Here is a 26,069-nt window from a genome sequence, read left to right as displayed (position 1 = left end):
AATAAGTATGGGGATCAAAGTCAAACGACGTTTAGATTGGTTGTTTAGTATTAAGGCGTGTCTTTATTATAACCATATAAGCTCGCTTAGCTCTTATTTTTTTAAATGGGTAAAGCAATGACACAAATGAGCTATTAGGCTGAATCTTTTATTTTGGTATTTTAGCGATCAGCCATCCTAATATTTTAATGCTCAACAGAAACTACGGTTTGATAAAGGACATTTTTAGCTCCTTAATGATTGTGACCCATATGACTATTATCAACAGATGACTGTGCTGAGATATCGCAAACCAGCGCATTGCTATGCGCTTTAATTGGTGGATGTGACCAACTTTCGACCTGAATGGTAGCATGCTGAATACCAAGTGTTAATAGGCGCTGTTCAAGATTGGCAATCAATATACTGGATTCATGAATATTCATTTCGCCGTCAACAACGACGTGACAAGAAAGGGCGTTTAAGCCACTAGTAATACTCCAAACATGGAGGTCGTGAATCGCTCTCACTTGCTCTTGAGACACTAGTGTTTGCTCGATATCGACTAACGATATATTAGCAGGTGTACCTTCCATTAAGATATGGACAGAATTACGCACAACACGATAACCGCTGACTAATATGAGAACAGCAACGATCACCGAGGCTACGGCATCTGCCCAGACCCAGCCAAATCCCATCATTAATAATGCCGCCACAATAGCAGCAACGGAACCCAATAAATCACTCAGTACGTGCAAGTAAGCACTTTGCATATTTAGATTAACAGGTTCTTTTTCAGTCGATGGCTTGGCCTCATGTGCCTCATGATTGTGGCCATTTTCGTCGCTGTTATGGCTGCCTCGATGCATGAGCCAAGCTACCAAGATGTTGACCAGCATACCGATAGTCGCAATGATCAGCATACCTTGGGTAGCGATTTCAGAAGGTGAATTGAAGCGTTGGATGGCTTCATAAAAAATCATTAACGCGATAATCACCAAAGTAGCGCCATTTACCCCAGCTACCAAAATCTCAAAGCGTTTATAGCCAAAGGTTTTTTGGTGAGTGGCGGCTTTTTCGCCAATTTTGAAAGCCATTAAGGTGGCACCAAGTGCTATCGCATCGCTTAGCATGTGACCAGCATCAGACAATAGTGCCAAACTTCCTGTGAGCCAGCCACCGACGGCCTCGATGACCATATAGCCAGTAATAATAAGGAAGCTAAACAGTAAAATTCGTTGGTAGCCTTTAGTATCTCGCGGCGCTGTCGTCTGCTCTAAATGTGCATCGTGATCATGAGTGCCTTGTTTATCATCAACATAGTTATGGTGCTCATCACCAGATTGGTGTTGATGTTCATGCGTACTAGCATCCCCCTGATGATGGGAGTTGTGTTCTGGAACGTTTGAATTTTCTGGATTCATAGCAATACTCAAATTCACTGACATTAAATTGAATTATCAACCTTTGCTTTGCACAAAGCAGTGACAGGCCTTTGACCAAAAGAGCTTAATAGTCATTATGAATTTAACATAGTCGATTATTAGAAGCTGTAACGGTGGCGTAAAAATAATACAAATATAGTCGGCAACCACTAAAACTCATACCAATTGAACTATAGTCAAAAAACCTTAAAACGTTACGGTACTGCTAATATGCATATTTTTGTAATGAGTGTTTTGCAGCCTCTAGAAGCAATGGCACCGCAAGCAAGAAAAATTGATAGCAGCAATGCGTGATGTATCGATATTACGTTTCACTGACTATATGTTTTTTAAATGACTGTTTTCTAAATGGCTGTTTTCTAAATGGCTCGACCATATAGACAATACAATTTAGAAATACTATAAATTTGTGACATGTAGCCTACCAGCCCACAGGATCAATATCTAAAGTAAGTTTGAGATACTTAGTGCTTGGCAAGGCAAGTACTGGCTGCCACCATTGGTTTAATACGTGGTGTAACTGTCGTCGATCTTTGGCTAATAATAGTAGCTGCACGTGGTAGCGGCTATTTTTTTTACTCATTGGCGCATCGATAGGACCCAGTACGGCCAGATTATGAGCATTTGGAAGGATAGCAATCGCATCTTTGAGCGCTTGAGTAGTAGCAATAAGCGTTTTGCCTTCACAGCGTATCAGCGCGGCAAAGCTTTGAGGAGGCAAACCCATCATTTTGCGTTCTTGCAACAATTCACGAGCAAACGACAAATAACCATCTTTAACCAGTTTTAACAATAGCTCATTGTCAGGTTGCAATGTCTGAATCAGCACACGTCCTGCTTTGTCGCCTCGCCCAGCACGGCCTGCCACTTGAATCATTAGCTGCGCGGTATGCTCTGGCGAGCGAAAGTCTGCGGATAAAAAACCGCGATCGGCATTGGGTAGGCAGACAAGTGTGACATTGGGAAAATGATGGCCTTTAGCGACCATTTGCGTGCCAACTAAAATGGCAGGCTTGCCTTCATTGATACGCTGATAAATGTTTTCCCAGCTGTCTTTACGCCTTGTCGTATCGCGATCGATTTGAATGATGGGGTAGAGCACTTTACTAGTTTGGGGATTGGCAAAAATCGCATGCAAGTTTTCGCTCAGTCTAGTAGTACCCATACCTTTGGCGTCTAAATTTTGACTGCCACAATCAGGGCAAACGCTAGGAATATAGGCTTGCCAGTCACAATGGTGGCATTTTAAATAAGAGCTGTTTGAGTGATTATTGTGCTGAGCTTGGCTATTGTAATGAACCGTTAAATGGGCATCACAGCGTGGACAATCTGCCTGCCAACCGCAAGCTTTGCATAATAAAACAGGCGCATAGCCGCGGCGGTTTAAAAATATCAAAACTTGATCGCCTGCTTCTAGCGTTTGCCGTATGGCCCCAATCAAGGTGTCCGTCAGTCCTGTGTCATAGCGAGCGCCATCGTCAGTGGTTTGTTGATGGGTACTTTGCAAGCGCGCATCGATAAGTTGCATGGTCGCAGGCTTAGCATTGCCAGGACGAGTCTGCAATTGGCAATCGACTAGCTTACCATCATCGACTAACTTTAAATGCTCAAGAGAAGGGGTTGCAGTACCGAGCACGACGGGAATGTTGCACTGAAGACCGCGGTAAAGGGCGACGTCCGCCGCATGATAACGCAAAGTATCTTGCTGCTTATAAGAACCATCGTGCGCTTCATCAACGACGATCAGTCCCAAATTTGCGAAAGGATATAGCACTGCTGATCGCGTACCAATGATGATTTGAGCGTGTCCAGTTCGGCAATCCTGCCATCCTTGTAAGCGATGGGTATTGTTCATACCAGAATGTAACAAGACGATATGAGCGGCAAATCGACTGGCAAAACGCGCTCGCGTTTGCGGTGTCAAACCGATTTCTGGTACCAGAATCAATACTTGCTTTCCTGCTTCTAGTACCGCTTGCATCGCTTGCAGATAGACCTCGGTCTTGCCACTACCAGTAATACCGTTTAATAAAAACCCTGTGTAACATTTAGCCTCATGGGCGGCAGTAATGGCGTTAACAGCAATCTGCTGCTCTGTATTTAGATCAAGTGGCATTTTTGCAAGTTTAACAGGCGAAGGGGCTTGTTTTGGCTGAATATAACGCTCGATAAGACCTTTATCTTCAAGCGCTTTTAAGAAAGCTCGTTGCATACCTTCTAATAAGAGTATATCTTCACTAGCGCCGTGCTCGCCGTGCAGTTTTAGCATATCAAATTGTTGCTTTTGCTTTTTTGCATTGGCACGAAAGTCATCATCAGTGATATGAGGCAAAATTCGCCAATGCGTAATGAGAAGGTCTAAAGGTTTGCCTTGACGAACTAAGCTTGGCAGTATGACTGCTAAAACATCACCGAGCGGATAGTGGTAATAACGTGCCAGCCAATAGGCAAGTTTTAGCATGCTAGCATCTAAAATCGACTCAGCATCTAAGCATTTGTTAATAGGTTTCAGCTTGTTGATTGGTACGCTACTATCCGCTTCCAAGATGTGAGCAATGACGATACCGATTAAGGTTTGACGACCAAATGAAACCTCAACGCGGCTACCGATTTGCGGAATTGAAGCGTTTGGTGCAGCGCTCATATCTGTCGGTAAACTATAGTCAAATACCCGATAAAGGGGCACGGGCAAAGCAACTTGTACCAACATAAAATGCATCCCTAAGCTTTAGATATTTTCATAATAAACTTGATAAGAGTAATAACAGTAAGCCCAAATAGTGATATTTGGGCTTATTTTAAAAATAGTATATTGACTCAAAGATTTGAACATTCATGATAATGATATATTAGAGCTACTCACTATCAAGATCATTCAATATAAAGGTTATCCACTATAGAAGTTATTCAATATAAAGAATAGACTCAATTTCGACCACACCGCCTTTAGGTAAGGCTGCTACTTGAACGGCTGCACGGGCAGGATAAGGTTCGCTCAAATTGGCAATAAATACTTCATTTAAAGCGGCAAAGTCATTCAAATCCGTCAACGATACATTAAACTTAACCACATCGTTTAAGCTACCGCCAGCAGCTTCACAGATGGCCTTAATATTTTCAAAGACTTGCTTCGCTTGTGCCTCAAAACCGTCTTTTAATTCCATCGTATCAGGATCGAAACCAAGCTGTCCTGAAATGTAGACCGTATTACCGACTTTTACGGCCTGTGAATAGGTGCCAACGGCTGCAGGTGCTTTATCAGTTTGGATGGTTTGACGAGTCATATCATGTCCTTTTTATATTTTTCGGGGTTGGTTTACAGGGGCGTATCAGTATCTAATATTTCAAGATTGATGACATGCCTAAAATTTATATGCCAGAAATCAAGTAAAGCAGTTTATCATTATTTTAGGTTTTTCTAAAAACTTCTAAGTTAACCAGTCAATGCTATCGTAAATCACAATTGAGGCTTATCCACCACTCTTATTATAATTGATATAGGCGAATGATATTGGGAAAGCCAAGAAGTGAGCGCAGATCTCGAATGCCTTGTGCTAAGTGATTGCGACTACGCACAATAATATGAATGATGGTGTCACTATTACGGACATCGACTGTTTCGACACCGATGTTTAATTGGCGCAAATGGTAGATGACTTCGGTAATCTGTTCATCGCTCAAAGAAATAGACAACTTTAAATAAGCGGGAAAACGAATTTTCCCAGTGTTTTTTATATCATGCTCGCCCGGATCACCTTGTTTTATAGCTTTATCACTGCGCCAGCGCAACTGGATGACCTGATAGGGATTGTCTTTACGAATATCGTCAAGTGAGAAGCATTTATGTCGATGCACGACCAAACCATGACGTGATAAGTGACCGACGATAGGATCACCATAAATCGGATGACAACAATTGGCAAAATCAAGCTCAACGCCTGAAGCATTCACTATAAGCTGCTGAGGTTGAGTCATATCATCGCTATGCTCTTTGACTTGCAGATCATTGACCTCATCACTAAACAAGCGAGTAACCACCAACTGCGGTAACAAAGTCCCCGAACTTATTTGCTCAAATAGGGCATCTTTCTCTGTTAATCCGCGCCATTCTGTCAAGTTTTTCCAATCACTCTCGGTCAAGTCATCGAGGCTTTTTTGGTAAGTTCTAAGGGCGCGATCCAACGCTTGCTGACCATGATGCTGTTTATCGGCGGTGGACAAATCTTTAAACCAGCGCAAAATCTCTTCACGCGCTTTATTGGTCACCACAAATCCTAGCCATTCTGCTTTGGGCTCTGAGTGGCTGTTTACTTCGATTTCAATCGATTGTCCGTTTTTGACGACCGTACCCAGCTTTGCAGGTTTGCTATCGATATTGGCGCCGACAGCCACATTACCGACCATAGGCCCAACCGCATATGCAAAGTCTAGCGCTGTTGCTCCTTGCGGCAGCTCATAGGCGCGCCCTTGTGGACTATAACAGATGATTTTACTGGAGTGAAGATAGTCCATCAGCTCATTAATAGTAGAAACTGCCGCTGAAAAATCGGGACTGTTTTCATTTAAATCGTCTTCATCGACTAAGTCTTTCATGTTGCGTAATGACGCTTGAATGACTGACTGACTAACATCAGACGCATGCTCTGCGCCGATGACGCCAAGCCTTGCTGCGCTTTGCATTTGCTTGGTCAAAATAGTGACTTTTACCACATCGTTATCACGCTCATAAATAAGCGTGAGCGACTGATTGCCTCCTGGTAGCGGACGGCGAATATTATCAGCGATATGACTGTCATCAATCTGATATTTTTTAATCAGATAATAAGCCAGCTTGTCACAGGCCTCGATATTATCGAGCACAATCTCAAACGCATAATGACGTAATAGCGAACTAACCTCACCGCGATTTCGAAAAAACTGGCGATAAATTACGACGCTATTATCTAAAACTTTGACCAGTCCACTCAATTCCAGATTAGTGAGAACAATATTCAGATAGCGATGAATGGCTTCTTTTTGAAAGTTGCGTCCAAGCCCGTACTGCAAAAGCTTGTCAGAAATCTTGTTATACATATCAGAGTCAAGATTACGATAACAGAGCACCTCGATATAATCAGCAATATCATTAAGGCCCATCAGCCGTGCAAATGGTACATAAAAATCCAGGGTTTCTTGGGCGGTGGTACGTTGTTTTTCGGGACGTACCGCATCAAGCGTGGACATATTATGTAATCGGTCGGCAAGTTTGATGATTAAAACGCGTGGATCAGCAAGTGTGGCTGTCAAAATCTTATGAAAAGTGGCCGCTTTATTTTGTTGCTTATTATGTGAGGAGGATTTTAGCTTGGTCACGCCATCGACCAGCCTTGCCACAACCTTGCCATAGCGCTGCTCAAGCTGCTCGTCACTCACCTCGGTATCTTCGACCGTATCATGCAAAATCGCGGCAATAATGGTGTCTCTATCTAAACGAAAACCTGCCAGTATCTCAGCGACTGCAATCGGATGAGTGATATAAGGCTCACCTGATTTACGCTTGTCTTTAATGTGCGCAATATCACCGAACTCACACGCATCAATAATATCACGGCGTTCAGCGGCAGTGAGATAACCGACTGAACGCAGTAAGTTATATTGAGCATCATCAACTTGATAATGACTGAGTTTGGGTAAGGTTTGACTCATAAAGCAACGATCCTATTTTCCATTACCTATTTGCCTGATTGTCTATCAAGCTATCAAGATAAATAATGACGGAATTGAATACTGGCTACTATACAAAGCCTAGTGAATAAGCTAAAAATAGGTAGACCATTCTCTAATTAATCGTAAATTGCATTCAATGTCAACTGCTAAGCGAGCAGGGACTACAAAAATTTAGAAGTTATACTGCAACAGTACATTGTGAAGTATAAATGGCGACAAAAACAATCAATGCAATATCATTACAACCAAAAAACCACAGCCTATGCTGTGGTTTTTATCGTCACTATGTATATCTCATAAAGCAGTCGTCCGCTTTATGAGATATACAATAGGCTTTACCAAAACGACTTGCTAAAAGCTATGATCGCCTGACAATGCCAAATCTAGTGAACTGGTTGCAAAGTGATGCTCTGGCTGATTTAGAATATCACGTGTGATTTTGCCAGCCGCAATTTCACGTAATGCCAATACCGTCGGCTTGTCATTATCCACGTCAACCATTGGCTCAGCAATACCTTTGGCCAATTGACGGGCGCGCTTGCTTGCAACTAAAATCAGTTCAAAGCGATTATCAACATTATCCAAACAATCTTCAATCGTCACTCGTGCCATAAATAGCTACCTCGGTTGTTTTTATTAGTAATGGACGTTGTCCGCCACTCAATAAAAATAATATCAAATACATAAAGGGGAATAGCCAGACATTATAGCATTTTTTGCTCAGCTGCGTAGTTGCTTTTTATCGCGACTCACTGAGAACGAATTTAGTTCTGTATAGCCATTTTATTTTCAGCTGATTATAGATTCAGTCTTCTGCTTTGTTGCTTAGCAAATTGCTAATGGTACGACGATAACGCTGCTGTTGGCGCTTAAGTGTCTGTCTATCAGCCACGATAATCGCTTTTAGCTCAGTCAAAGCCACTTCAAAATTGTCATTAATAATCACAAAATCAAAATTTACGTATTGTGCCATCTCGTTTACTGCACCCGCCAAACGCTGCTCTATCACCTCTATCGTATCTTGCCCACGAGTCGATAGGCGTTGACGTAAAGTTGCGATACTTGGCGGTAAAATAAAAATCATGGTCGCTTCAGTGAATATTTTTTTGACTTGTAGCGCACCCTGCCAGTCAATCTCCAAAATGACATCAACACCTGCCTCTAATTGCGCTCGAACACTTTGCTCTGAGGTGCCATAATAATTACCAAATACCTCAGCATGTTCCAAAAAATTATTGTCACCGATAGCGCTTACAAATTTATCGACGTCAGTAAAATGATAGTGATGACCGTCAATCTCGCCGGGACGTGGCATACGAGTGGTATGCGAGACACTGACGGTCAAATCATTGGTGGTAGCAAGTAGCTGTTTTACCAATGAGGTTTTGCCGGTACCAGAGGCGGCAGTAATAATAAATAATGAACCTGTCATACAATATGTCCTAGTAAAGTCAGTGTGTCCTAGTAAAGGTTGTGCTAAAAAACAATTAAAAAATATCTTAATGAACGGCTAAGGGCTGGTAAAAATAAAAATCGCCATCATGTATGGCGATAAGAGTTGGGATCGATACGTCATTATAAACTGCTTTTATGACTTTTATTTTAATTAAAGATATTGTTGTTAATGGCCGATTAATATATTGCTATTTTCATAGCGTACACTGCTATTTTCAAGAGCAATAAAAGTAAATTATGCTAAAGTAGGGCATTGATTTCATCCCAACTTTTGAATTGAAGCTGTGAACGACAAGCTTTCACTATAAATTATCCAATGATAGGCCTTATTATGCAAATTTATCTTGCCAATCCACGTGGGTTTTGTGCTGGTGTGGATCGCGCGATTGCGATTGTTAATGAAGCACTGATACGTTTTGAGCCACCCATTTATGTTCGTCATGAGGTGGTACATAATAAATTTGTCGTCTCTGACTTGGCAAATCGTGGTGCCGTGTTTGTCGAAGAATTACACGAAGTGCCAGATGGCTCTATCGTTATTTTTTCAGCCCATGGCGTGTCAAAAGCTGTCGAAGATGAAGCTGAGCGTCGTGACCTTACCGTATTTGATGCAACGTGTCCTTTGGTCACCAAGGTGCATATCGAAGTCGCCAAATTTGCACAAGACGGTATGGATGCGGTGCTGATCGGTCATGCCGGGCACCCTGAAGTGGAAGGCACTATGGGACGCTTTAACCGTCGCCATGGTGGTCAGATCCATCTGGTCGAAGATGAAAGCGATGTTGAGGCGTTGACGGTGCAAGATGCCGAGCATGTCGCGTTTGTCACTCAAACCACGTTATCAATGGATGACACGGCTCGCGTTATCGATGCGTTGCGTGACAAGTTCCCCAGTATCCAAGGTCCACGTAAAGATGATATCTGTTATGCCACCCAAAATCGCCAAGATGCCGTAAAAGACTTAGCCAGTCGCTGTGAAGTGGTCTTGGTGGTCGGTTCGCCAAATTCTTCAAACTCTAATCGTCTACGTGAGCTGGCAGAGCGTATGAATTGCCGTGCTTATCTGATTGATAATGCTAGCGAAATGGATATTAGCTGGTTGGAAGGTGTCCAAAGTATTGGCGTTACTGCTGGTGCTTCAGCGCCTGAAGTGCTCATTCAAGAAGTGCTACAACAGTTACAAGATTGGGGTGGTGACCTGCCAAGTGAGCTGTCAGGCATCGAGGAAAACGTGACGTTCAGTCTGCCTAAGGCGCTGCGTATTCCAATTACTCAAGTTGGGAAATAGAATAAGAGTCATCTGTATATCAGCGCTTTTGACGAATGCGATTTGATAAGAAACATCGACTAACAATCATCTAATAAAAGCCACCTACTATGGATAAGGTAGAATGAAAAAACAGAAAACCAAATTTGTCTTGGCAGAAGCGACACTGGATGAGGTGAACAAACAGTTAAAAATAAATATGTTTGTTATTGTCATGATTGCTTTGATACTGCTCCTAAATATCACGAACTTCATGCAAGATTACAGTCTTTTTTATGGGGCATTCGTGGTAGTGATGATTTTTTTCTTATTCATTATTATAAAAAGCCGCCAAATTCTTAATATGAGAAAACAAGTGCTCATTGATGACGTATAAAAGTGAGCAAAATCTTAGAAATCTTGTAAATAATCATACCAACATAAAGACAGAAGTCATTAAATAGAGCGTACTTAGCACGCTTTATTTAATGATTATTTAATGATTAAAAGTCACGATATCTTTCCATATAACGACCTCTCATAGCAATCAAAACACTGAATCAATGAGAAGGACTTGATAAAAAAGTAAGGACAGTCATGTCAGCTTATTACACCTTGATTGAACGTGAACAGCAGGAAGGCGGTGTCAATATTGCGCATTATCAACCAACCAAACACGCACAAGGTGCTTGGAATGAGCATGAGCAACACATGGCACCAGCGACAGGCGTGCTCACGGCTGAGCTAAACAGCTATGCGCCACAAGCCAACATGCGTCTCGCCCGTATTAGCCTTGATATTTTAGGGCTCATACCGCTTGATGACTTTACCATTACCACACGTTGTATTCGTCCCGGCAAGACAATCGAGCTTATTGAAGCGGTAATGAGTAGTCGTGGCCGAGATGCTATTATCGCGCGTGCATGGCGACTCATGACCCAAGATACCAGTGAGATTGCGGGGCTTGAGGATCAAAAGGCGCTACATAATCCTGAAGATTTGCCAGTTTGGGATGGCATGAAAGGTTGGCCAGGCGGCTTTATTGAAAGCGTGCGTCTGGTGACGGATTCGCAGCGTCGTCCAGGCAGCGGTATGGTATGGGTAACCAACGATGTCGAGATGGTCGATGGCATGCTAACGGATGACTTGGTGCATTTATTGGGCATGGTCGATACTGCCAATGGTGTCGTGCCAAGGCTTGGTCTTGGGCTATCAAAATTAGAATGGATGTTTCCAAATACTGATTTGCAAATTCACATGCATCGCGCGCCAAAAGGTTGCTGGCTGGGTATCCAAGCGGTGCAGCAATATGGAGATGATGGCATAGGACTGACCAGTGCCGTACTACATGATCTACATGGGCCTTTTGGTCGCAGTGAGCAAATCCTCACTATTCGTCCAATGCCGCGCTAATTTGGACAAAATAGAGGTTAAACCTGCGCTTACGCTTGAAATTTTCTTCTGTGCCCCTATTAGTATAAACAGCTTAGCGGTACTTAAAACTCTGATTTTCTCTACTGTTTATCTGAGCAAATTTAGAATGATTGCCGCTATCTTATAATAAATTTTCACCACCATTAAAGGAGTTTTTTTATGAGTGAGCAAACCCAAGCGAATGACAAAAGCGCTGACGATATCAATGCTAATAAAAGTGCCACTAATACAAGTACCCCTGAATTAAAAAAACACACCTTCGAAGCAGAAGTGGCGCAGTTGCTGCATTTAGTAACGCATTCGCTATATTCTAATGCTGATATATTTGTGCGTGAGCTGGTTTCTAATGCCTCTGATGCTTGTGATAAATTGCGCTTTGAAGCCACCAATGATGACAGTCTTTATGAAAATGATGGTGAGCTGCGTATTCGCATCGCCGTCGATGAAGACGCCAAAACCATTACCTTTACCGATAACGGTATCGGTATGAATGAAGCCGATGCCATTGAAAACCTAGGCACCATTGCCAAGTCAGGTACCAAAGCATTTTTAGACAAATTATCTGAATCGCAAAAGCAAGAAGGTCAATTGATTGGGCAGTTCGGTGTCGGTTTCTACTCTGGCTTTATCGTGGCTGATACGATCAGTGTTGAATCACGTAAAGCGGGCGAGCCTGCTGATAAAGGCGTGCGCTGGGTATCAGACGGTACAGGCAGCTTTACCGTTGAGCCTATCACCAAAGAGGCGCGCGGCACAGCCATCACTTTGCATCTAAAAGAAGAATATAGCGAAGGCGAAGACAGTTATCTCGACCGCAGTAAAATTAAGCGTTTGGTCAATAAATACTCCGACCATATCAGCTTACCGATTCAGATGCGTAAAGAAGTTTGGCAAGAAGACGTCAAAGAAAACGAAGACGATGATACGCCAGCGGGTGGCGAAATGGTGCTGACGGATGAGTGGGAAACCATCAATAAAGCCAGTGCCTTATGGACGCGTTCAGCGTCTGATATTGAAGACGACGAGTATGTCGATTTTTACAAGAACATTACTTATGACATGGAAGCGCCGCTCACTTGGACGCATAACCGTGTTGAAGGTCGTGTTCAGTATACACAGTTGTTATATATCCCCAAAAAAGCACCCGTGGATTTGTACACTCGCGAGCAGCAACATGGCTTGAAGCTTTATGTCAAACGTGTGTTTATCATGGACGAAGCTGAGCAGTTGCTACCGATGTATTTGCGTTTTGTCAAAGGCGTTATTGATTCAGCAGATTTGCCACTGAACGTGAGCCGTGAGCTTTTACAAGAGTCACGTGATGTAAAATCGATTCGTGATGGTAATGCGCGTCGTATTTTGACCTTGCTAGCCAGTTTGGCCAATAGCGAAGACAGCGATAAGCAAGAAAAATTCGCCCAGTTCTACGCAGAGTTTGGTGACGTCATCAAAGAAGGGCTTGGCGAAGACATGGGCAATCAAGAACGTATTGCCAAACTGCTTCGTTATGCGACCAGCACTCAAGATGGTCTTGAAACCAGCTTTGAAGACTATAAAGGTCGTATGAAAGACGGTCAAAAATCCATTTATTATCTAACGGCTGATAACTTGGCCGCTGCAAAAAATAGCCCGCAACTTGAGCTGTTTAAGAAAAAAGGCATCGAAGTTATTTTGATGACCAGCCGTGTCGATGAATGGGCAATGAACTTTTTGACCCAGTTTGATGAAACTCCGTTACAGAATATCGCAAAAGGCGCTGTAGATTTAGGCGACTTACAAGATGAGGCAGAAAAAGCGGAAGCATCAAAGGCAGAAGAAACATTAAAACCTGTTGTCGATAAGCTAAAAACGGCACTAAGCGGTCGCGCCAAAGACGTTAAAGTGTCTACTCGTTTGGTTGACAGCCCAGCTTGCTTGGTCGTTGGTGAAGGGGAGCTATCACCACAGATGATTCAAATGCTAAAGCAAATGGGGCAGGATGTGCCAGAGAGCAAGCCAACGCTTGAGGTCAACCCTGACCATCCACTTATCAAAAAGCTTGAAAGTAGTGAACAGTTTGATGACCTTGCTCAAGTTATCTTTGATCAAGCATTACTTGCAGATGGCGGTCAATTAGAAGATCCAGCTGCTTATTTAAAACGCGTCAATGAGTTATTGATGAGATAATAGGTAGGGTTTGATAATGAAGGAGGTCTTGTTTACAAGGCCTCTTTTTTGTTCAAATTCAAGCAGATTTTACAAATCAGTCTTATCCTCTTGACCGACAATCCGTTACAATCGCGATAGATTAGCGGGCTAAACTATTAAGTTGTGTTATTTGCCAGCTCTCCTTATTTCTTAGTGAATTAAATATAAAACTAATGTTCGTGTGTCCTGCAAAAAGTGTTAATGAATGACATTGAGCGGCTACTACATCGAGGCATTTATAATGGGTTCACTTTATTTTCTCGGCTGGCTAGAGGTCTAAGTCTTTGTCACTTGCGTCGTTAAAAACCGTATCGCTTCAGCGCTTTTCGCTCAATTTTGCTGCAAATATTATCGCAACGCTATGGATGTTAGTGGGGTCGACACGCGCGTTTTCTTGGGTAAAACCGACCTTCATCCAATTTGCTGTATTTGCACTTTTGGCATTGGGCAGCAATGTGCTTTTTTCGTGGCTAGCGGCTGATAGTAGTAGTATTTTTAATGAGCAAGGGTTGGTCAGTTATTTAATATGGCCGATGATCATTCTATTGGGCGGTATTATTTTGGCACGGCGTGCTGCCAATCAAACGCTGGTTTTTGTGCCCGTGGTACTGTGGTTAGTTGCCGATACATTGTCGGCGCTATTACAGAGCTTGGTACAGCTTTTGGGTAGCTACAACTGGTTACCTAATTGGAGTTATTCATTTTTACCCATCCTGTTTTTAGTGCTGTTTTTGTGGCAGACGTTGGCATTACTATGGATTTTTTCTCGCCGCCTACGTATACCGTGGTGGGAGCGTATTATTGTATTGATAGGTGCGGTCGCGCTCTTGACCATGTGGCAGCGCAATGTCGCTGACCAACCGATATTTAAGCAAATCCCTGTAGAGCCTGTATTAGCAGAAGCTGCAATATATGAGCAGCCTCGTTTGCTACAGCAAGCATTGGATGGTATTGAGCCAAGTATCTCAGGTGAAACTGATTGGTACTTTATGGGCGTAGCGGGATTTGCGGATCAAAACGTTTTTCGCTCTGAGATTAATAAAGTACGAGAGTTGTTTGATGTGCGCTTTGGCACTAGCGGCCGCTCTTTATCGTTGATTAACAATGCTTATAGTTGGCTCGATGAGCCAATAGCCACTAAAACCAGTATTTCACGCGGCTTAAAAAGAATTGGTCAGCAGATGAACGCTGATGAAGATGTGTTATTTCTCACACTGTCCTCGCATGGCAATCAAGATATTATCCAACTGGCAAATCCGCCACTTGCAATGGAAAATCTAGATGCAGCGTGGCTACGTGAGGCACTGGATGCCTCAGGTATTCGCTGGCGGGTCATCGTAGTATCAGCGTGTTATTCAGGCTCATTTATTGATGAATTGGCATCGCCGACCACGGTAGTGATTACCGCGTCAGCTGCTGACAAACCGTCATTTGGTTGTACTAATACAGCCGAGATGACGTATTTTGGGCAAGCGTTTTTTGCCGAAAGCCTTCGAAGCAACACCAGTTTTGAGTCGGCATTCAAAGATGCTCGCATACGGGTTCATGAGCGTGAGAGTGTGATGGGCTTTGAGCCATCAGAGCCGCAGATGTCCATTGGTAGTCTCATGGAGACGGCATTACCGGCGTTTGAGCAAGTGCTATTTGATAAAACACGGCCACCAGTCGCCAGCATTATTAACAGCACTGATTCTACTACTACGGATGTATTAGCTGATGGCGCTTCCAGTCAGCCAGTGGATAACACAGCGAATACCGCTGATTAATATTTGAGCATTATTTAAGTTTTTGCACATGCTAGTATGATTTATAAATGCTTTCTAACTTATAAATGTCTTTTGCTAAATTATAAGCACCTTGTATAAGTCATCGTGTATTTATAAGTCATCTTGTATTTTATTTCGGATAAAAGGGATATCACTCATGAATAATTCTCACAATCACAGTTTGTCTGCTAATACTCAGCTCATACAAAAAAGTGTGAACCGCTGCTTCAACGGCGAGCAGCATTATTATAGCCATCAATCAACGTCTACCAAAACGCCGATGACATTTAGTGTTTATCTGCCAGATGAAGCACTAGCAGGTCAGAGTTGTCCTGCGATATTGTACCTATCAGGTCTGACGTGTAATGCAGATAATGTGACGCACAAAGGCCATTTTCAACAAAAATGTAGTGAACTTGGCATGATATTTATCGCACCTGATACCTCGCCACGCAGCAATGATGATATAGATGTGGCGGATGATGAGCGCTACTTTGTTGGACAAGGTGCTGGTTATTATATTGATGCAACCCAAGCTCCATGGGCTGAGCATTTTAATATGGAAACTTATATCGTTGATGAGTTGTGCGATTTGTTACGCGCTGAATTTCCAATCATCAATATGGGTATCATGGGACATTCAATGGGTGGACACGGGTCCTTATTATTAGGATTCAAGCACCCCAATAAGTTCATTAGTGTCTCAGCGATGTCTCCTGTTTGTGCAGCCAGTGAGTCATCATGGGGTCAAGAAGCTTATACTGAATACTTGGGTGATGACAAAACGCTGTGGGCGCACTCTGATGCCTCAAAGGTGATAGCAAGCGTGGGTCAGCAGTATTCAAACATTTTGGTTGACCAAGGCGGTGCTGATGAGTTCTTTTTAGAAGGACACTTACAAACATCAAAACTCCAAGAGGCTTGTGAAAAAGCCAAGCAGCCGCTGACACTTCGCTATCACGCTGGACATGATCATAGCTATTATTTCATACAAAGCATGATGAACGATCACATCGAACATCATTGGCGCATGGCTCAATTCAGCTAGACTTTGATGTTGGACATGCTTTTTTGTTATATGGTTTGATGTTTAAAAGGTAAATTTTATGGCAAGTTATCAAGATTTAGCAGCTTCTGTTGTAGAGCCTCAGTCAGTAGATTCTACTGCGACGAGCGCGACTATGCAGGCCGATATGAATGCTGCTTTAGAAAGCAAGCAACGTACCAATAGTGATCGATTATCGCAGGTCAAATCAGAAGCCTTCATCGAAAAAACGATTAATAACGCTGGCGATAGAGTGCTTGATGAGTCGCAAATCTCGCGAGTGATAGAGATGGCATGGGAAGATAGAACGCCATTTGGAGCGATAGAGCACAGCTATGGTCTTAATGAATCTGGCGTGATTAAGCTCATGCGCCAAGAGTTAAAACCCTCATCTTTTCGACTATGGCGTCAACGAGTGAGTAATCGTGCCACCAAACATCAAGCGAAACGAGGCTTTGAAATAGGTCGCGCTTATTGCAAAACTCAGTATAAACAACGGTAGTAGTTTGAGTGTTGAGCACCAATATTTTAGAGTCTTTAAAATACTTAAGCCTGTTGCAAATCTCTTTTTAATTTATCAATATCTTATATAAACCTAAATTAGGTAGCTACATTATGATCAGTCCTTCCAAACCTTATCTTATTGCACCCTCGATACTTTCAGCTGATTTTGCGCGCTTGGGCGAAGAAGTTGAGAAAGTATTAGAGTCAGGCGCTGACGTGATTCATTTCGATGTGATGGACAATCATTATGTGCCCAACCTAACTTTTGGTAGCATGATCTGTAGCGCCTTACGTGATTATGGAATTGACGCACCGATTGATGTACATTTGATGGTATCACCGGTCGATGGCATGATTGAGCAGTTCCTAGAGGCGGGGGCTAGTATCATCACTTTTCATCCAGAAGCCAGTGCCCACATTGACCGCTCTTTGCAGCTGATTAAAGACGGCGGGGCAGAATGTGGCTTGGTATTGAACCCAGCAACGCCATTACATTATTTAGACTACGTTATGGATAAGGTGGATCAAATCTTGCTAATGAGCGTCAATCCAGGTTTTGGTGGTCAGTCATTTATCGATAGTACTTTAGATAAGGTTCGTCAAGTTCGTCAGCGTATCATTACCAGTGGTCGAGACATCAGATTAGAAGTTGATGGCGGTATCAAAGCCAGCAATATCCGTGCGATTGCCGAAGCAGGCGCTGATATGTTCGTCGCTGGCTCTGCGATATTTAACCAAGCAGATTATAAGGCGGCTATCGACGCCATGCGTGAAGAGCTGGCATTGGCTCATGAATGGCAGTAAGTAAGGGTCATATAAAGTGATAGCTGAATAAAATCCTAAATTTTTTTAGTGACAAACCATTTAGTCAAAAAAGTAGTGGTAAAATGTGCTGTATAACTCATAACTGTGCATAACGGTAAGTGACATAGAGGTGAAATATGGACACAGAAAAATCAGTTGACTCGTTAGGGATTTCTGAATCTTCTAAAGGTACTATGCAGGCAGCTCAATATGAGTTACCGCAACGTAGCCTGGTGCCAAAAGGTATTACTATCGGCTTGGCAACGTTTGCGCTTGTGTTAAGTTTGGCAGGTTATGGTTTTCGTCTAATGGTAGGCGATGACCTTGCAACAGTACTGCGTCACGCGGCGGTAATTGTACCTACATTTGTAATTGGCATTCCTTTATTTTTTTGGTTAGGTTCGCGAGTGGTCAATAAAGTTAAGGGTTTGCATATCGAGACGAGAAATGCATTGACGCTTGGCTGGCTGACCGCTTGTGTGTCGATGTTATGGTTGATGGGTACTTATAGCTAATTGACTATTTTTCGTATCAAATCAGAGCTTCGTATCAAATCAGACGGTTATCAAACTAACTATCCATTGAAAAAATCTTACTCATCAATAAGTCACGCGGTATCAGCGTGACTGGACGCTAGTATGACAAAGTCATTTACCAAAATCACCGATATTATTTTTCCCAAAGATTTACCAAATTGTTTGTTTATTACGCTGATTATCGCTTGTCTATTATTGGGATTGGCCTCGTTGCGTCATGGGACTGATTTACAAGGCTGGTTGAATGTCATTGAAAACTGGCTAATTATGCTGCTGATCTTTCCTACCGCAACTGCCACCGTTGCATTGCCATTCAAATATCGTGATCCAACCTTTGAGCTGAAACTGTCTTATTATCTTGGTATGTTTGTCGCTTTATTATTTACATTGGCAAAGCTTCGCTACTGGCGTTGATGCCATGGATCATAACAAGCTTAACTATCTTTATATAATAGACTTGTGTGACAGCCCTTGAATTTCAGGTTCAAAGCGTCCATTGTATGAGTAAGACAGTTTTACCCGCATTACTATAAGACGATAGCTTTGCTGCATGAGGTTTTCTTTTCAAGTATGAGACGGGACAATAAGGAATAATTTAATGCCATATGATATCGATAATGATATAGAACTAGATAACGATAGTACTGACCAATTTGCAGGATTTGCTAAAGAGACCACACTTGAGCTGGTAGAGGCTGAGGGCGGTAGATTGTTGTTGCGTGATGCTGAGCAAGATGAAGCGCCATTAATGACGATTGATTTTTCTGAAAAGCTCAAAGAGTTGCTCGGTAGCGACACTCAAGCAATCGGTCAACATATGATTCATGCGGCAATTCAGGTGATTATGCAAAAGCAGATGAGCCAGTGGCATGCGCATGTTTATGATAAAGAACCAACGCACTATAGCTAATTGTGAGATGATTGACTTTTAGCTCAGCGATAACAGAAAATAAAAGTTGTAAATAAAAAAAGGGTTTATCAATTGATAAACCCTTTTTTTTGTTCAAATAAAACCATTTATGAAAATGGGGATTATTTGATTTTTGCTTCTTTAAAGATCACATGCTGGCGTACTTTTGGATCAAATTTTTTGATTTCCATTTTGCCAGGCATAGTGCGCTTGTTTTTGGTAGTGGTGTAGTAGTACCCAGTACCAGCGGTTGATACTAACTTAATTTTATCTCTCATGATGGCTTTCCTGTAAATGAGCGGTCTTCAATCGATAGGTATAAATCTAAAGCATTAAGTGGCTATACAAATATGAAATAAATATAGATTTCATAAATATATCGCTTAAAAGCAGTCTAATCAGCTGATTATCATCAGTCAACTAAACTGCCAATAGTCACTTATACTTTTTGACCTTGTGCGCGTAGATCTACTAGCACTTTATCGATACCCAATTTGTCAATGATGCGCATACCTTTGGTAGACACACGTAGACGTATAAAACGATTTTCAGACTCTACCCAAAAACGATGGTTGTGAAGGTTTGGTAGAAAGCGACGACGGGTTTTGTTGTTTGCGTGCGAAACATTATTACCCACCATAGGGCGCTTTCCAGTCACTTGGCAAACTCTAGACATGGCGAACTCCTAATCTATGAGGTATGAGTTTTTCTCATACCAGTCTGGGCAAGTTGCACGTATTTGCGGCATGGACACAGCAAGCGGCAGCTTTGCACCAAACAAAACTATATGAAGGTTGAGCTGGTTTACTGTCATCTAAAGGCAAATAACAGACTAACCAATTCAGAAAATTTTAAAGCCGACATTTATACCATAAAAGAGATGAATATTCAAATATTTTTATGATTATTGTTGGTCTAAAGGATGGCTATTATACCTTGAAATGCATCGTCTATGTTGTTGATTATTTAATAGTAAAGATTAATTTTTAGTTGTAACTTATAACAAAAGTCAGTAAAGTTGCCGTTATATATTTAATACAATCTGTTAATAAAATTGGCTTTAATGTTAATCTGTGTATCATTACCAGTCTCCTATGAGTCTGTGTGATGATTTTTCCTTATTTGCTCGAATAAATTACTGCTCATGCGGAGTTCAAAAAATGTCATATAGCTCATTGCCTCTTACTTCTAAGTTGTTTCAACTCACTTCTTTGACTTGTGCGCTAGCGTTGGCAGGTTGTGGTGGCGGTGATGGTACTGACACGATTGCGCCAAAACCTGACTTGGGTGTCGAACAACCTGGTAATGGTACAGGTGGGAATAATGGTGGAGGCGAGCAAGTACCAGATGTCGAACCTGATTTCTTTTTACAAAAACTCAGCACGACACCTACTATCATCGAGCTATCTAATGAACAGACAACCTTTAATGTCACTGTCAAAGCTGCTGAAGTAGGCTCTGGTGGTGCTATGGTTGGTAAAGCAGTGACATTAAAAGTCGTTAATTCTGAAAATAATGGTATCACCATCGAAGGTCAGAGTACCCAGACGACGGATAATGATGGCAATGCTATCTATATCCTTAAACTCAATCCTCAAGCAGTTGCTGATACAAATTTATTAATAGCAGAAGGATTTACATTAGTAGCAACTGCTAAAAAAGCAGATGGTACTGCTATTGCACCGCAAGAGTTGAAAGTTTCGGTTAGTAGAAAGGACAGTGGCGATGGAACACCAGTTACTGAAAGCAAGCTTGATATTACTTCTTCATTAAGCACAAGTTCGGTCTCTAATAACGCCCTAAACCCTTATGGTGACGGTGCTCAATTGACCGTAATTGCTAAAAATAGCAAGGGTGCCCGTGTTCAAGACGTTAAAGTTGGACTGGGTATTGATAATATCAAAGGCGTCTCTATCGTAGGTGGTAATAGTAAAGTTACCAATTCTGACGGCGTAGCGACTTTTAATATTAAAGTTGACGAGAATCTTTCAAAAGCTGAGCGTGATAAGTTGCTGCAAGGCCAAGGCATTGCATATGCGATTAATATTCAAGAGCAAAATGGTGCAACTAAGCAAGAAACAGGTAATCTGTCCATAGCCTTGCCAGTTTCTGATTATGAGCTAAGCATAGCTAACGTTTCAAAACCGCTGAGTGCTTATGGTGATACTCAGCAATTGACTCTAACTGCTAAGCCAAAAAATAATAGCGTACCCACTAAGATTGAGGGCGCTAAAGTTACCGTCAAGCTTAATGATGCACCTGAAGGCGTCAGCTTAGCCAATAATCAACTGATTTTAGACAGTAAAGGTCAAACCACCATTGCTTTAATAGTAGCACCTGAACTCAAAGATGCTATACGTAGCGCACTTGCTAAAAATGGTATCAGCTATACAGTGACATTATCAGAGCCCAACCGCTCAATCACTCCTAAAACCTTTGAAAGCTCAGTTGAAATACCACTTGCAAAAAATATAGTGAGTTTTGAAGAAAGTAGCAAAAAACAAATATCAAGCTCAGGTGGTAGTGCTGTTATAAGCTTTAGAGTAAATAACAAGAACGGTGGAGCAGTAGCCAATCAATCAGTTTCGGCCACGCTACCCACGGCGCTAACTAGTAAAGGTTTACTCACTATTGATGGTAGTGCTGAGCAAGTTACCAATGATAAAGGTGTCGTAAGCTACACAGTACGTGTACCTGCAGGACTAAGCGAAGCACAAAAAGCGGCATTAGAAAAAGCTGTTAACTTTGTATTGAGTGTCAACGCTGTTGAAACCTCTGGCGCTAGTAGCATAGCAAGTAGCGAGCGCATTACCATTGGCTCAGATATTGGTAAAAGTGATATTACCTTAACGGCCAAAAGCATTCCTACTACTGTCAATGTATTGAAAGATCAGTTTACTTTGCAAATTTCAGCCAAACGTAAAAACGGTAGTGCCGCAGCTGGAAGAACAGTGAAGCTTGTGATCAATGAAGGTTCGAGTACTGGTGTTACTATCGTAGGCAATCAAAAAACTACTAATGATAGTGGTGTAGCAGAGTTCAATATCGGTATTAGTCAAAGCCTCACGCAGGCCCAACGTGATCAACTAATCAAGTCTGGCATTAGTTATACCGCTATCCTAACCGATCAGGATGGTACACAGTCTAAGATCATTCAAACTATCAAGGTTGAGCAGCCAGTAACGAATATCCAGTTTGCCTCTATTACAACTCCAACGATTAGCGAACTTGGTGGTAGTGGTAATATTGGTATTAAACTCACGACCAAAGGTAGCAATGCTAAACCAGTCGAAGCGAAGTCAGTTGCTATTCAGCTAGGTGCTAAAGCACAAGACTATGGGGTTACTATTACCCAGAATAGTACCACTACCGATTTTAGTGGTGAAGCGACATTTGTGGTTACGATCCCAGCAGGTTTAACTGCCAAGCAGCGTGCCGATTTGAAGAGTGCGGGTATTAACTATCAACTCTCTTATGTCGAAAATGATATTACTTATAAGTCTGAAATACAAAAAGTAAAAATGATTACTCCTACAGTTAATTTGAGTATTCTAAATGCAACAAACAACATCGAAAATCAAGCAGGTTATATTCTTAATAATGTAGGTAGTGCTGTTACGATACAAGCCCAGCTTAACAATCAGTCGTCTGGTGAGCAGATAGCCAGCCAGCCAATCAAACTAACCTTTGAAAATAAATCCTTGGCAAGTTTGCTGACAGTCAACGGTCAGCTTGGATCAGCGAACATTGTTGCCAATACGGATACCAATGGTTCAGTTAGTTTTAATGTTGTAGTTCCAAACAACTTAACTGATGAGCAAAAAGAAACGCTTAGCAAGCAGGTATTGACGGCTACCTTGACAGAAACGCTGACGGGTAAGCAGCAACAAGTCAAAATCAAAGTACAGTCTATGACTTCTGCTATCTCTTTGCTGGCTAGTCCATCGAAAGCTTTAAATTTAAACGGTGGTGAGACACAGATCGAAGTAATAGCAAAAGACAAAAAAGGCAGCATTGTCACCGGACAAAAAGTCTTTCTTGCATTACCTGCATCTGTCGCTAGTAATGGCGTAACTTTGGTGTCAGGCGGTAGTCAGACGACCGATAGTTCAGGTAAAGCGGTGTTTACCATAGCTGTATCAAGCAGTTTAACTGATGAGCAAAAAAATGCTATCGGCCGGAGTATTAATATCGGACTATCCGCGGCTGATGCGAATGGCAATATCGTTACGCAACGTACTTCTGTTAGCACCGTTGCCCCTACAGGTACTACTGAAGCCTTAACTGTCGGCGCGAATAAAGTCGTCAATACCAAAGGTGATACATTTAAAGTATTCGTTCGTTTAGAGAATAAAGAAGGTAGTATTGCCAATCGTGAAGTACGTTTGAATGTCGATAATCCTATAAAAACGGGTGTCAGCATTTCTAATGGAACTGCTAACACCAATAGTGACGGCGTGGCTACATTTGATTTAACACTTAAAGACGGTGCTAACGTTAACCAAGCTATTTTAGAAGCTGGTATACGTTTGACGGCGACCACGACGACTGCAGAAAACGTTAAACTAGTTCAAAACTATATCGTTGCTGTAGATACCGCTACGATTGACAGTTATCAGCTAATAGCCTCTTCTGATAAATCTACCTTGAACACGGGTGGTGATCAAACCAATGCAATTTTCCGTGTTACTGATAATAAAGGCGGTATCTTGGCAGGTGTGCCTGTACAGCTTAGTATTGATAATCTCGAAGCAAGTGGTGCAGCTTTGACCACACCAAGTATGGTAACGACTGATGCTAATGGTCAGATAGATGTCGGGGTTATCTTAGCAGCGAATTCAATCAATTCGCGTCTCAATCATAGTGTTGTGATTAATGCCAAAATTGTCACGCCGCAATATGACAAAGATGGCAATGTTAGCATGCAAGTGCGTGAGGAAAAATCTCTAAGCTTGTCAGCGATAGGTACCGAAATTACTCTCACCTCTACAGAAACTAAGCTCAAAGATGGTGGAACCACAACTATTAGCACCACTTCAGTAGATGGTACAGGCCGTGCTATAGCCAATGCTGGTATAGAGTTGGTAAATGAAAATGGTGATGTTATTGCCACTAATGCTACTGCAACTACCGATGCAAATGGTAAAACAAGCTTTACTATCCGTGAAAGTGACTTATCGTTTGATAGCAACGGTAACTTACGTGTGTATGCACGTGCTTTTGGTGAAAACAAGGTTAACACTCAGCGCAGCTTAACCAGCATTGATCTGGTTAAAGTATCTCAGGCAGGCATCAGCTTTATCGATATTAAAAATGTCTACGATGTTAATACGCCACAAATCATCAAGGTTCAGATACGACGTGATACAGCTGCCCAAGCAGCAGAGTTAATCGGAAAGCGAGTCGAAGTACAAACGACACTTGGTGCCTTTGCCAGTGGTAGTGCTGCGAGTAATAATGTGATCGTTACCAAAACTATAAGCGCAGGCGATATAGCAGGGAATATTATCACAGTACCAGTTACCTTAACATCACAGCTAGCGGGCATTACTGCCTTACAAGCGACTGTATTGGGTGACACATTGCCAAATGGTGAGCCGCGCTACAGAGCCACAGTCGACACGCGTTTCCGTGCTACAACACCTGCTAAGATGCTTTTCCAAGCCGTTAAATCTGTGATTACTCCAGGTGGTAGCACCGAAGTGGTTGCTACAGTTAAAGATAAAAATGATGTGCCAGTAGAAGGGAAAACTGTTGTCTTTAGCCGTGCTTCTGATTCTTCCGCAGGTCGTTTGTCTGCTGCAACAGCGGTGACGAACAGCCGAGGCGAGGCACGCGTAATTTATCAAGCCAATGCCAGCTCCCCCATTGGTGGTGTCATTATTAATGCACGTTTATTAGAAGACACTGCAAACATAGGAAGCAAGACTACTAATATTACCGTATCAAAAGAGGCGGTATATACTACTTTAGCTTTTGGTAACAAGCTATCCTCCGATGACATTTACTATACTGTGCGTGGTTCTATAGCTGTCATGGATGGCTCAGGGCGCGCCGTGCCAAACCAAGAAGTGTCGATTAAGTCTTACGCTACTGAATACGCACAAGGCAAATATTGCCTATTAGATAGCACGGTTACTTATCAAGCAGCTGATATAATAGATAAAGATGGGAACGTAACAATACCAGAGCCACAGTCTTTCTCTGAAAAAACTCCTGTACCTCTAAAGTCTGATTGGTATCCCACGGAAGATGCTAATTATAACTATACTTTAGATAAAGATACTGATCTCATCGTAAATGAAGATAAGAATGCAAATGGTGCGCTTGAAGCCATTAACCCAGTAACTATTTTGGTCAATGGGCAGCTTGCAGACGATAATTATACCCTTACAACAAATTCAGAAGGTCGTGCTGACTTTGAGATTCGTTATCCTTTACACTATTCAAATTGGGTGAAAGTACGTTTTGATACCACTACTTTCGTCAATGGTAGTGAAAACATCCAAAGCATCAATTATCAACTACCGACTTCAGTAGATGACTTGGCAGTGAATGGATCAACTCTAATGACGCCTTGGGTCAATAATACCAGTCCGTTTGGTGACGGTGGTGCGACATGTACCAATAGTATGAGCGTTATGATAAATGAGAATACGCCGCGTACTAGAGTCACTTTATCGCCTTATTCACCAAATTACAGTGTTACGATTGATGGTGAGTCATCAACCAATACGCCAACCACAGGTTTTAATTCTTATATAATAGATTTTGGTAAAGCATTTGAATTAGGCTCAACCGTTAATGTAAGTAATAATGGATTCGGCTTTTCTAAAACACTTAAAGTTGAATAGCAATTGGTCTTACTCTAATATTTATTTTTAACAAAAACCCCCAACCCTATGTTGGGGGTTTTTGCGTTATCATCTTAAATAACCAAAAACAATCAACTCTCTCAGCAAAGTTTCGCGAAAGCGATTAAAATAGACGGTTTTCTATGCTCCTGATAATGTATGATTTCAGTAGCAAGTTTTATTTTATTAATTGGG

General features: G+C 42.0%; 20 protein-coding genes. 12 read left to right on the top strand and 8 right to left on the bottom strand.

Features of this window, described 5'->3' with window-relative positions; genetic code table 11:
- Positions 1-233 precede the first annotated feature (233 nt).
- The 6 genes from JMX48_RS00725 to gmk form a co-directional block, all read right to left on the bottom strand.
- On the bottom strand, positions 234-1,406 hold the full coding sequence (locus JMX48_RS00725; RefSeq protein WP_201533217.1) for a cation diffusion facilitator family transporter: 1,173 nt from the start codon (positions 1,404-1,406) through the stop codon (positions 234-236).
- Positions 1,407-1,848: 442 nt separating this feature from the next.
- The gene (locus JMX48_RS00720) at positions 1,849-4,137 is read right to left on the bottom strand and encodes a primosomal protein N' (RefSeq protein ID WP_201533215.1); all 2,289 of its coding nucleotides are present in this window, start codon (positions 4,135-4,137) and stop codon (positions 1,849-1,851) included.
- A gap of 193 nt (positions 4,138-4,330) precedes the next feature.
- Positions 4,331-4,711 carry a RidA family protein gene (locus tag JMX48_RS00715; RefSeq protein WP_201533213.1) on the bottom strand — a complete coding sequence of 127 codons (381 nt, stop codon included), beginning with the start codon at positions 4,709-4,711 and terminating at the stop codon, positions 4,331-4,333.
- Positions 4,712-4,913: 202 nt separating this feature from the next.
- A complete protein-coding gene (locus JMX48_RS00710) occupies positions 4,914-7,112 on the bottom strand; it encodes a RelA/SpoT family protein (protein WP_201533211.1) in 2,199 nt (732 codons plus the stop codon).
- 372 nt (positions 7,113-7,484) lie between these two features.
- A complete protein-coding gene (gene rpoZ, locus JMX48_RS00705; RefSeq protein ID WP_193004758.1) occupies positions 7,485-7,745 on the bottom strand; it encodes a DNA-directed RNA polymerase subunit omega in 261 nt (86 codons plus the stop codon).
- Positions 7,746-7,938: 193 nt separating this feature from the next.
- Positions 7,939-8,565, bottom strand: coding sequence for a guanylate kinase (gene gmk, locus JMX48_RS00700; RefSeq protein WP_201533209.1), 627 nt, complete (start codon positions 8,563-8,565; stop codon positions 7,939-7,941).
- A gap of 354 nt (positions 8,566-8,919) precedes the next feature.
- Here gmk and ispH point away from each other — a divergent pair, with 354 nt between their 5' ends.
- The 11 genes from ispH to JMX48_RS00645 all read left to right on the top strand — a co-directional run bounded on the left by ispH (position 8,920) and on the right by JMX48_RS00645 (position 19,020).
- Positions 8,920-9,876 carry a 4-hydroxy-3-methylbut-2-enyl diphosphate reductase gene (ispH, locus tag JMX48_RS00695; RefSeq protein WP_201533207.1) on the top strand — a complete coding sequence of 319 codons (957 nt, stop codon included), beginning with the start codon at positions 8,920-8,922 and terminating at the stop codon, positions 9,874-9,876.
- A gap of 103 nt (positions 9,877-9,979) precedes the next feature.
- Positions 9,980-10,231: a hypothetical protein gene (locus JMX48_RS00690; protein WP_201533205.1), complete on the top strand. Its 252-nt coding sequence runs from the start codon at positions 9,980-9,982 to the stop codon at positions 10,229-10,231.
- Between the two features lie 200 nt (positions 10,232-10,431).
- The gene (locus JMX48_RS00685; RefSeq protein ID WP_201533203.1) at positions 10,432-11,247 is read left to right on the top strand and encodes a thioesterase family protein; all 816 of its coding nucleotides are present in this window, start codon (positions 10,432-10,434) and stop codon (positions 11,245-11,247) included.
- A gap of 180 nt (positions 11,248-11,427) precedes the next feature.
- Entirely contained in the window at positions 11,428-13,434 is a 2,007-nt protein-coding gene (gene htpG / locus JMX48_RS00680) for a molecular chaperone HtpG (RefSeq protein WP_227687831.1), read from the top strand.
- A 305-nt stretch (positions 13,435-13,739) separates the two neighbouring features.
- Entirely contained in the window at positions 13,740-15,221 is a 1,482-nt protein-coding gene (locus JMX48_RS00675; protein WP_201533201.1) for a C13 family peptidase, read from the top strand.
- A gap of 157 nt (positions 15,222-15,378) precedes the next feature.
- Positions 15,379-16,269, top strand: coding sequence for an S-formylglutathione hydrolase (gene fghA, locus JMX48_RS00670; protein WP_201533199.1), 891 nt, complete (start codon positions 15,379-15,381; stop codon positions 16,267-16,269).
- Positions 16,270-16,519: 250 nt separating this feature from the next.
- The gene (locus tag JMX48_RS14200) at positions 16,520-16,768 is read left to right on the top strand and encodes a TIGR03643 family protein (protein ID WP_320158138.1); all 249 of its coding nucleotides are present in this window, start codon (positions 16,520-16,522) and stop codon (positions 16,766-16,768) included.
- A gap of 113 nt (positions 16,769-16,881) precedes the next feature.
- Positions 16,882-17,574: a ribulose-phosphate 3-epimerase gene (rpe, locus tag JMX48_RS00660; RefSeq protein ID WP_201533195.1), complete on the top strand. Its 693-nt coding sequence runs from the start codon at positions 16,882-16,884 to the stop codon at positions 17,572-17,574.
- A gap of 194 nt (positions 17,575-17,768) precedes the next feature.
- Positions 17,769-18,089 (top strand): hypothetical protein, encoded by a 321-nt coding sequence (locus tag JMX48_RS00655; RefSeq protein ID WP_201533567.1) that lies wholly within the window; start codon positions 17,769-17,771, stop codon positions 18,087-18,089.
- Between the two features lie 123 nt (positions 18,090-18,212).
- Complete coding sequence (locus JMX48_RS00650; RefSeq protein WP_201533193.1) at positions 18,213-18,524, top strand: hypothetical protein; 312 nt, start codon at positions 18,213-18,215, stop codon at positions 18,522-18,524.
- Between the two features lie 184 nt (positions 18,525-18,708).
- Positions 18,709-19,020 (top strand): hypothetical protein, encoded by a 312-nt coding sequence (locus JMX48_RS00645; protein WP_201533191.1) that lies wholly within the window; start codon positions 18,709-18,711, stop codon positions 19,018-19,020.
- Positions 19,021-19,142: 122 nt separating this feature from the next.
- Here JMX48_RS00645 and rpmG read toward each other — a convergent pair whose 3' ends face one another.
- Positions 19,143-19,298, bottom strand: coding sequence for a 50S ribosomal protein L33 (gene rpmG, locus JMX48_RS00640; RefSeq protein ID WP_010201403.1), 156 nt, complete (start codon positions 19,296-19,298; stop codon positions 19,143-19,145).
- Between the two features lie 161 nt (positions 19,299-19,459).
- A complete protein-coding gene (gene rpmB, locus JMX48_RS00635; protein ID WP_201533189.1) occupies positions 19,460-19,696 on the bottom strand; it encodes a 50S ribosomal protein L28 in 237 nt (78 codons plus the stop codon).
- A 484-nt stretch (positions 19,697-20,180) separates the two neighbouring features.
- Between rpmB and JMX48_RS00630 the strand changes: the two genes are divergently transcribed.
- Positions 20,181-25,874 carry an Ig-like domain-containing protein gene (locus JMX48_RS00630; RefSeq protein WP_201533187.1) on the top strand — a complete coding sequence of 1,898 codons (5,694 nt, stop codon included), beginning with the start codon at positions 20,181-20,183 and terminating at the stop codon, positions 25,872-25,874.
- Positions 25,875-26,069 lie beyond the last annotated feature (195 nt).

Origin of the sequence: Psychrobacter immobilis, from assembly GCF_904846225.1 — a bacterium.
In the GTDB taxonomy this organism is placed as follows: domain Bacteria; phylum Pseudomonadota; class Gammaproteobacteria; order Pseudomonadales; family Moraxellaceae; genus Psychrobacter; species Psychrobacter immobilis_F.
This window is presented reverse-complemented; position numbering and strand designations above follow the sequence as displayed.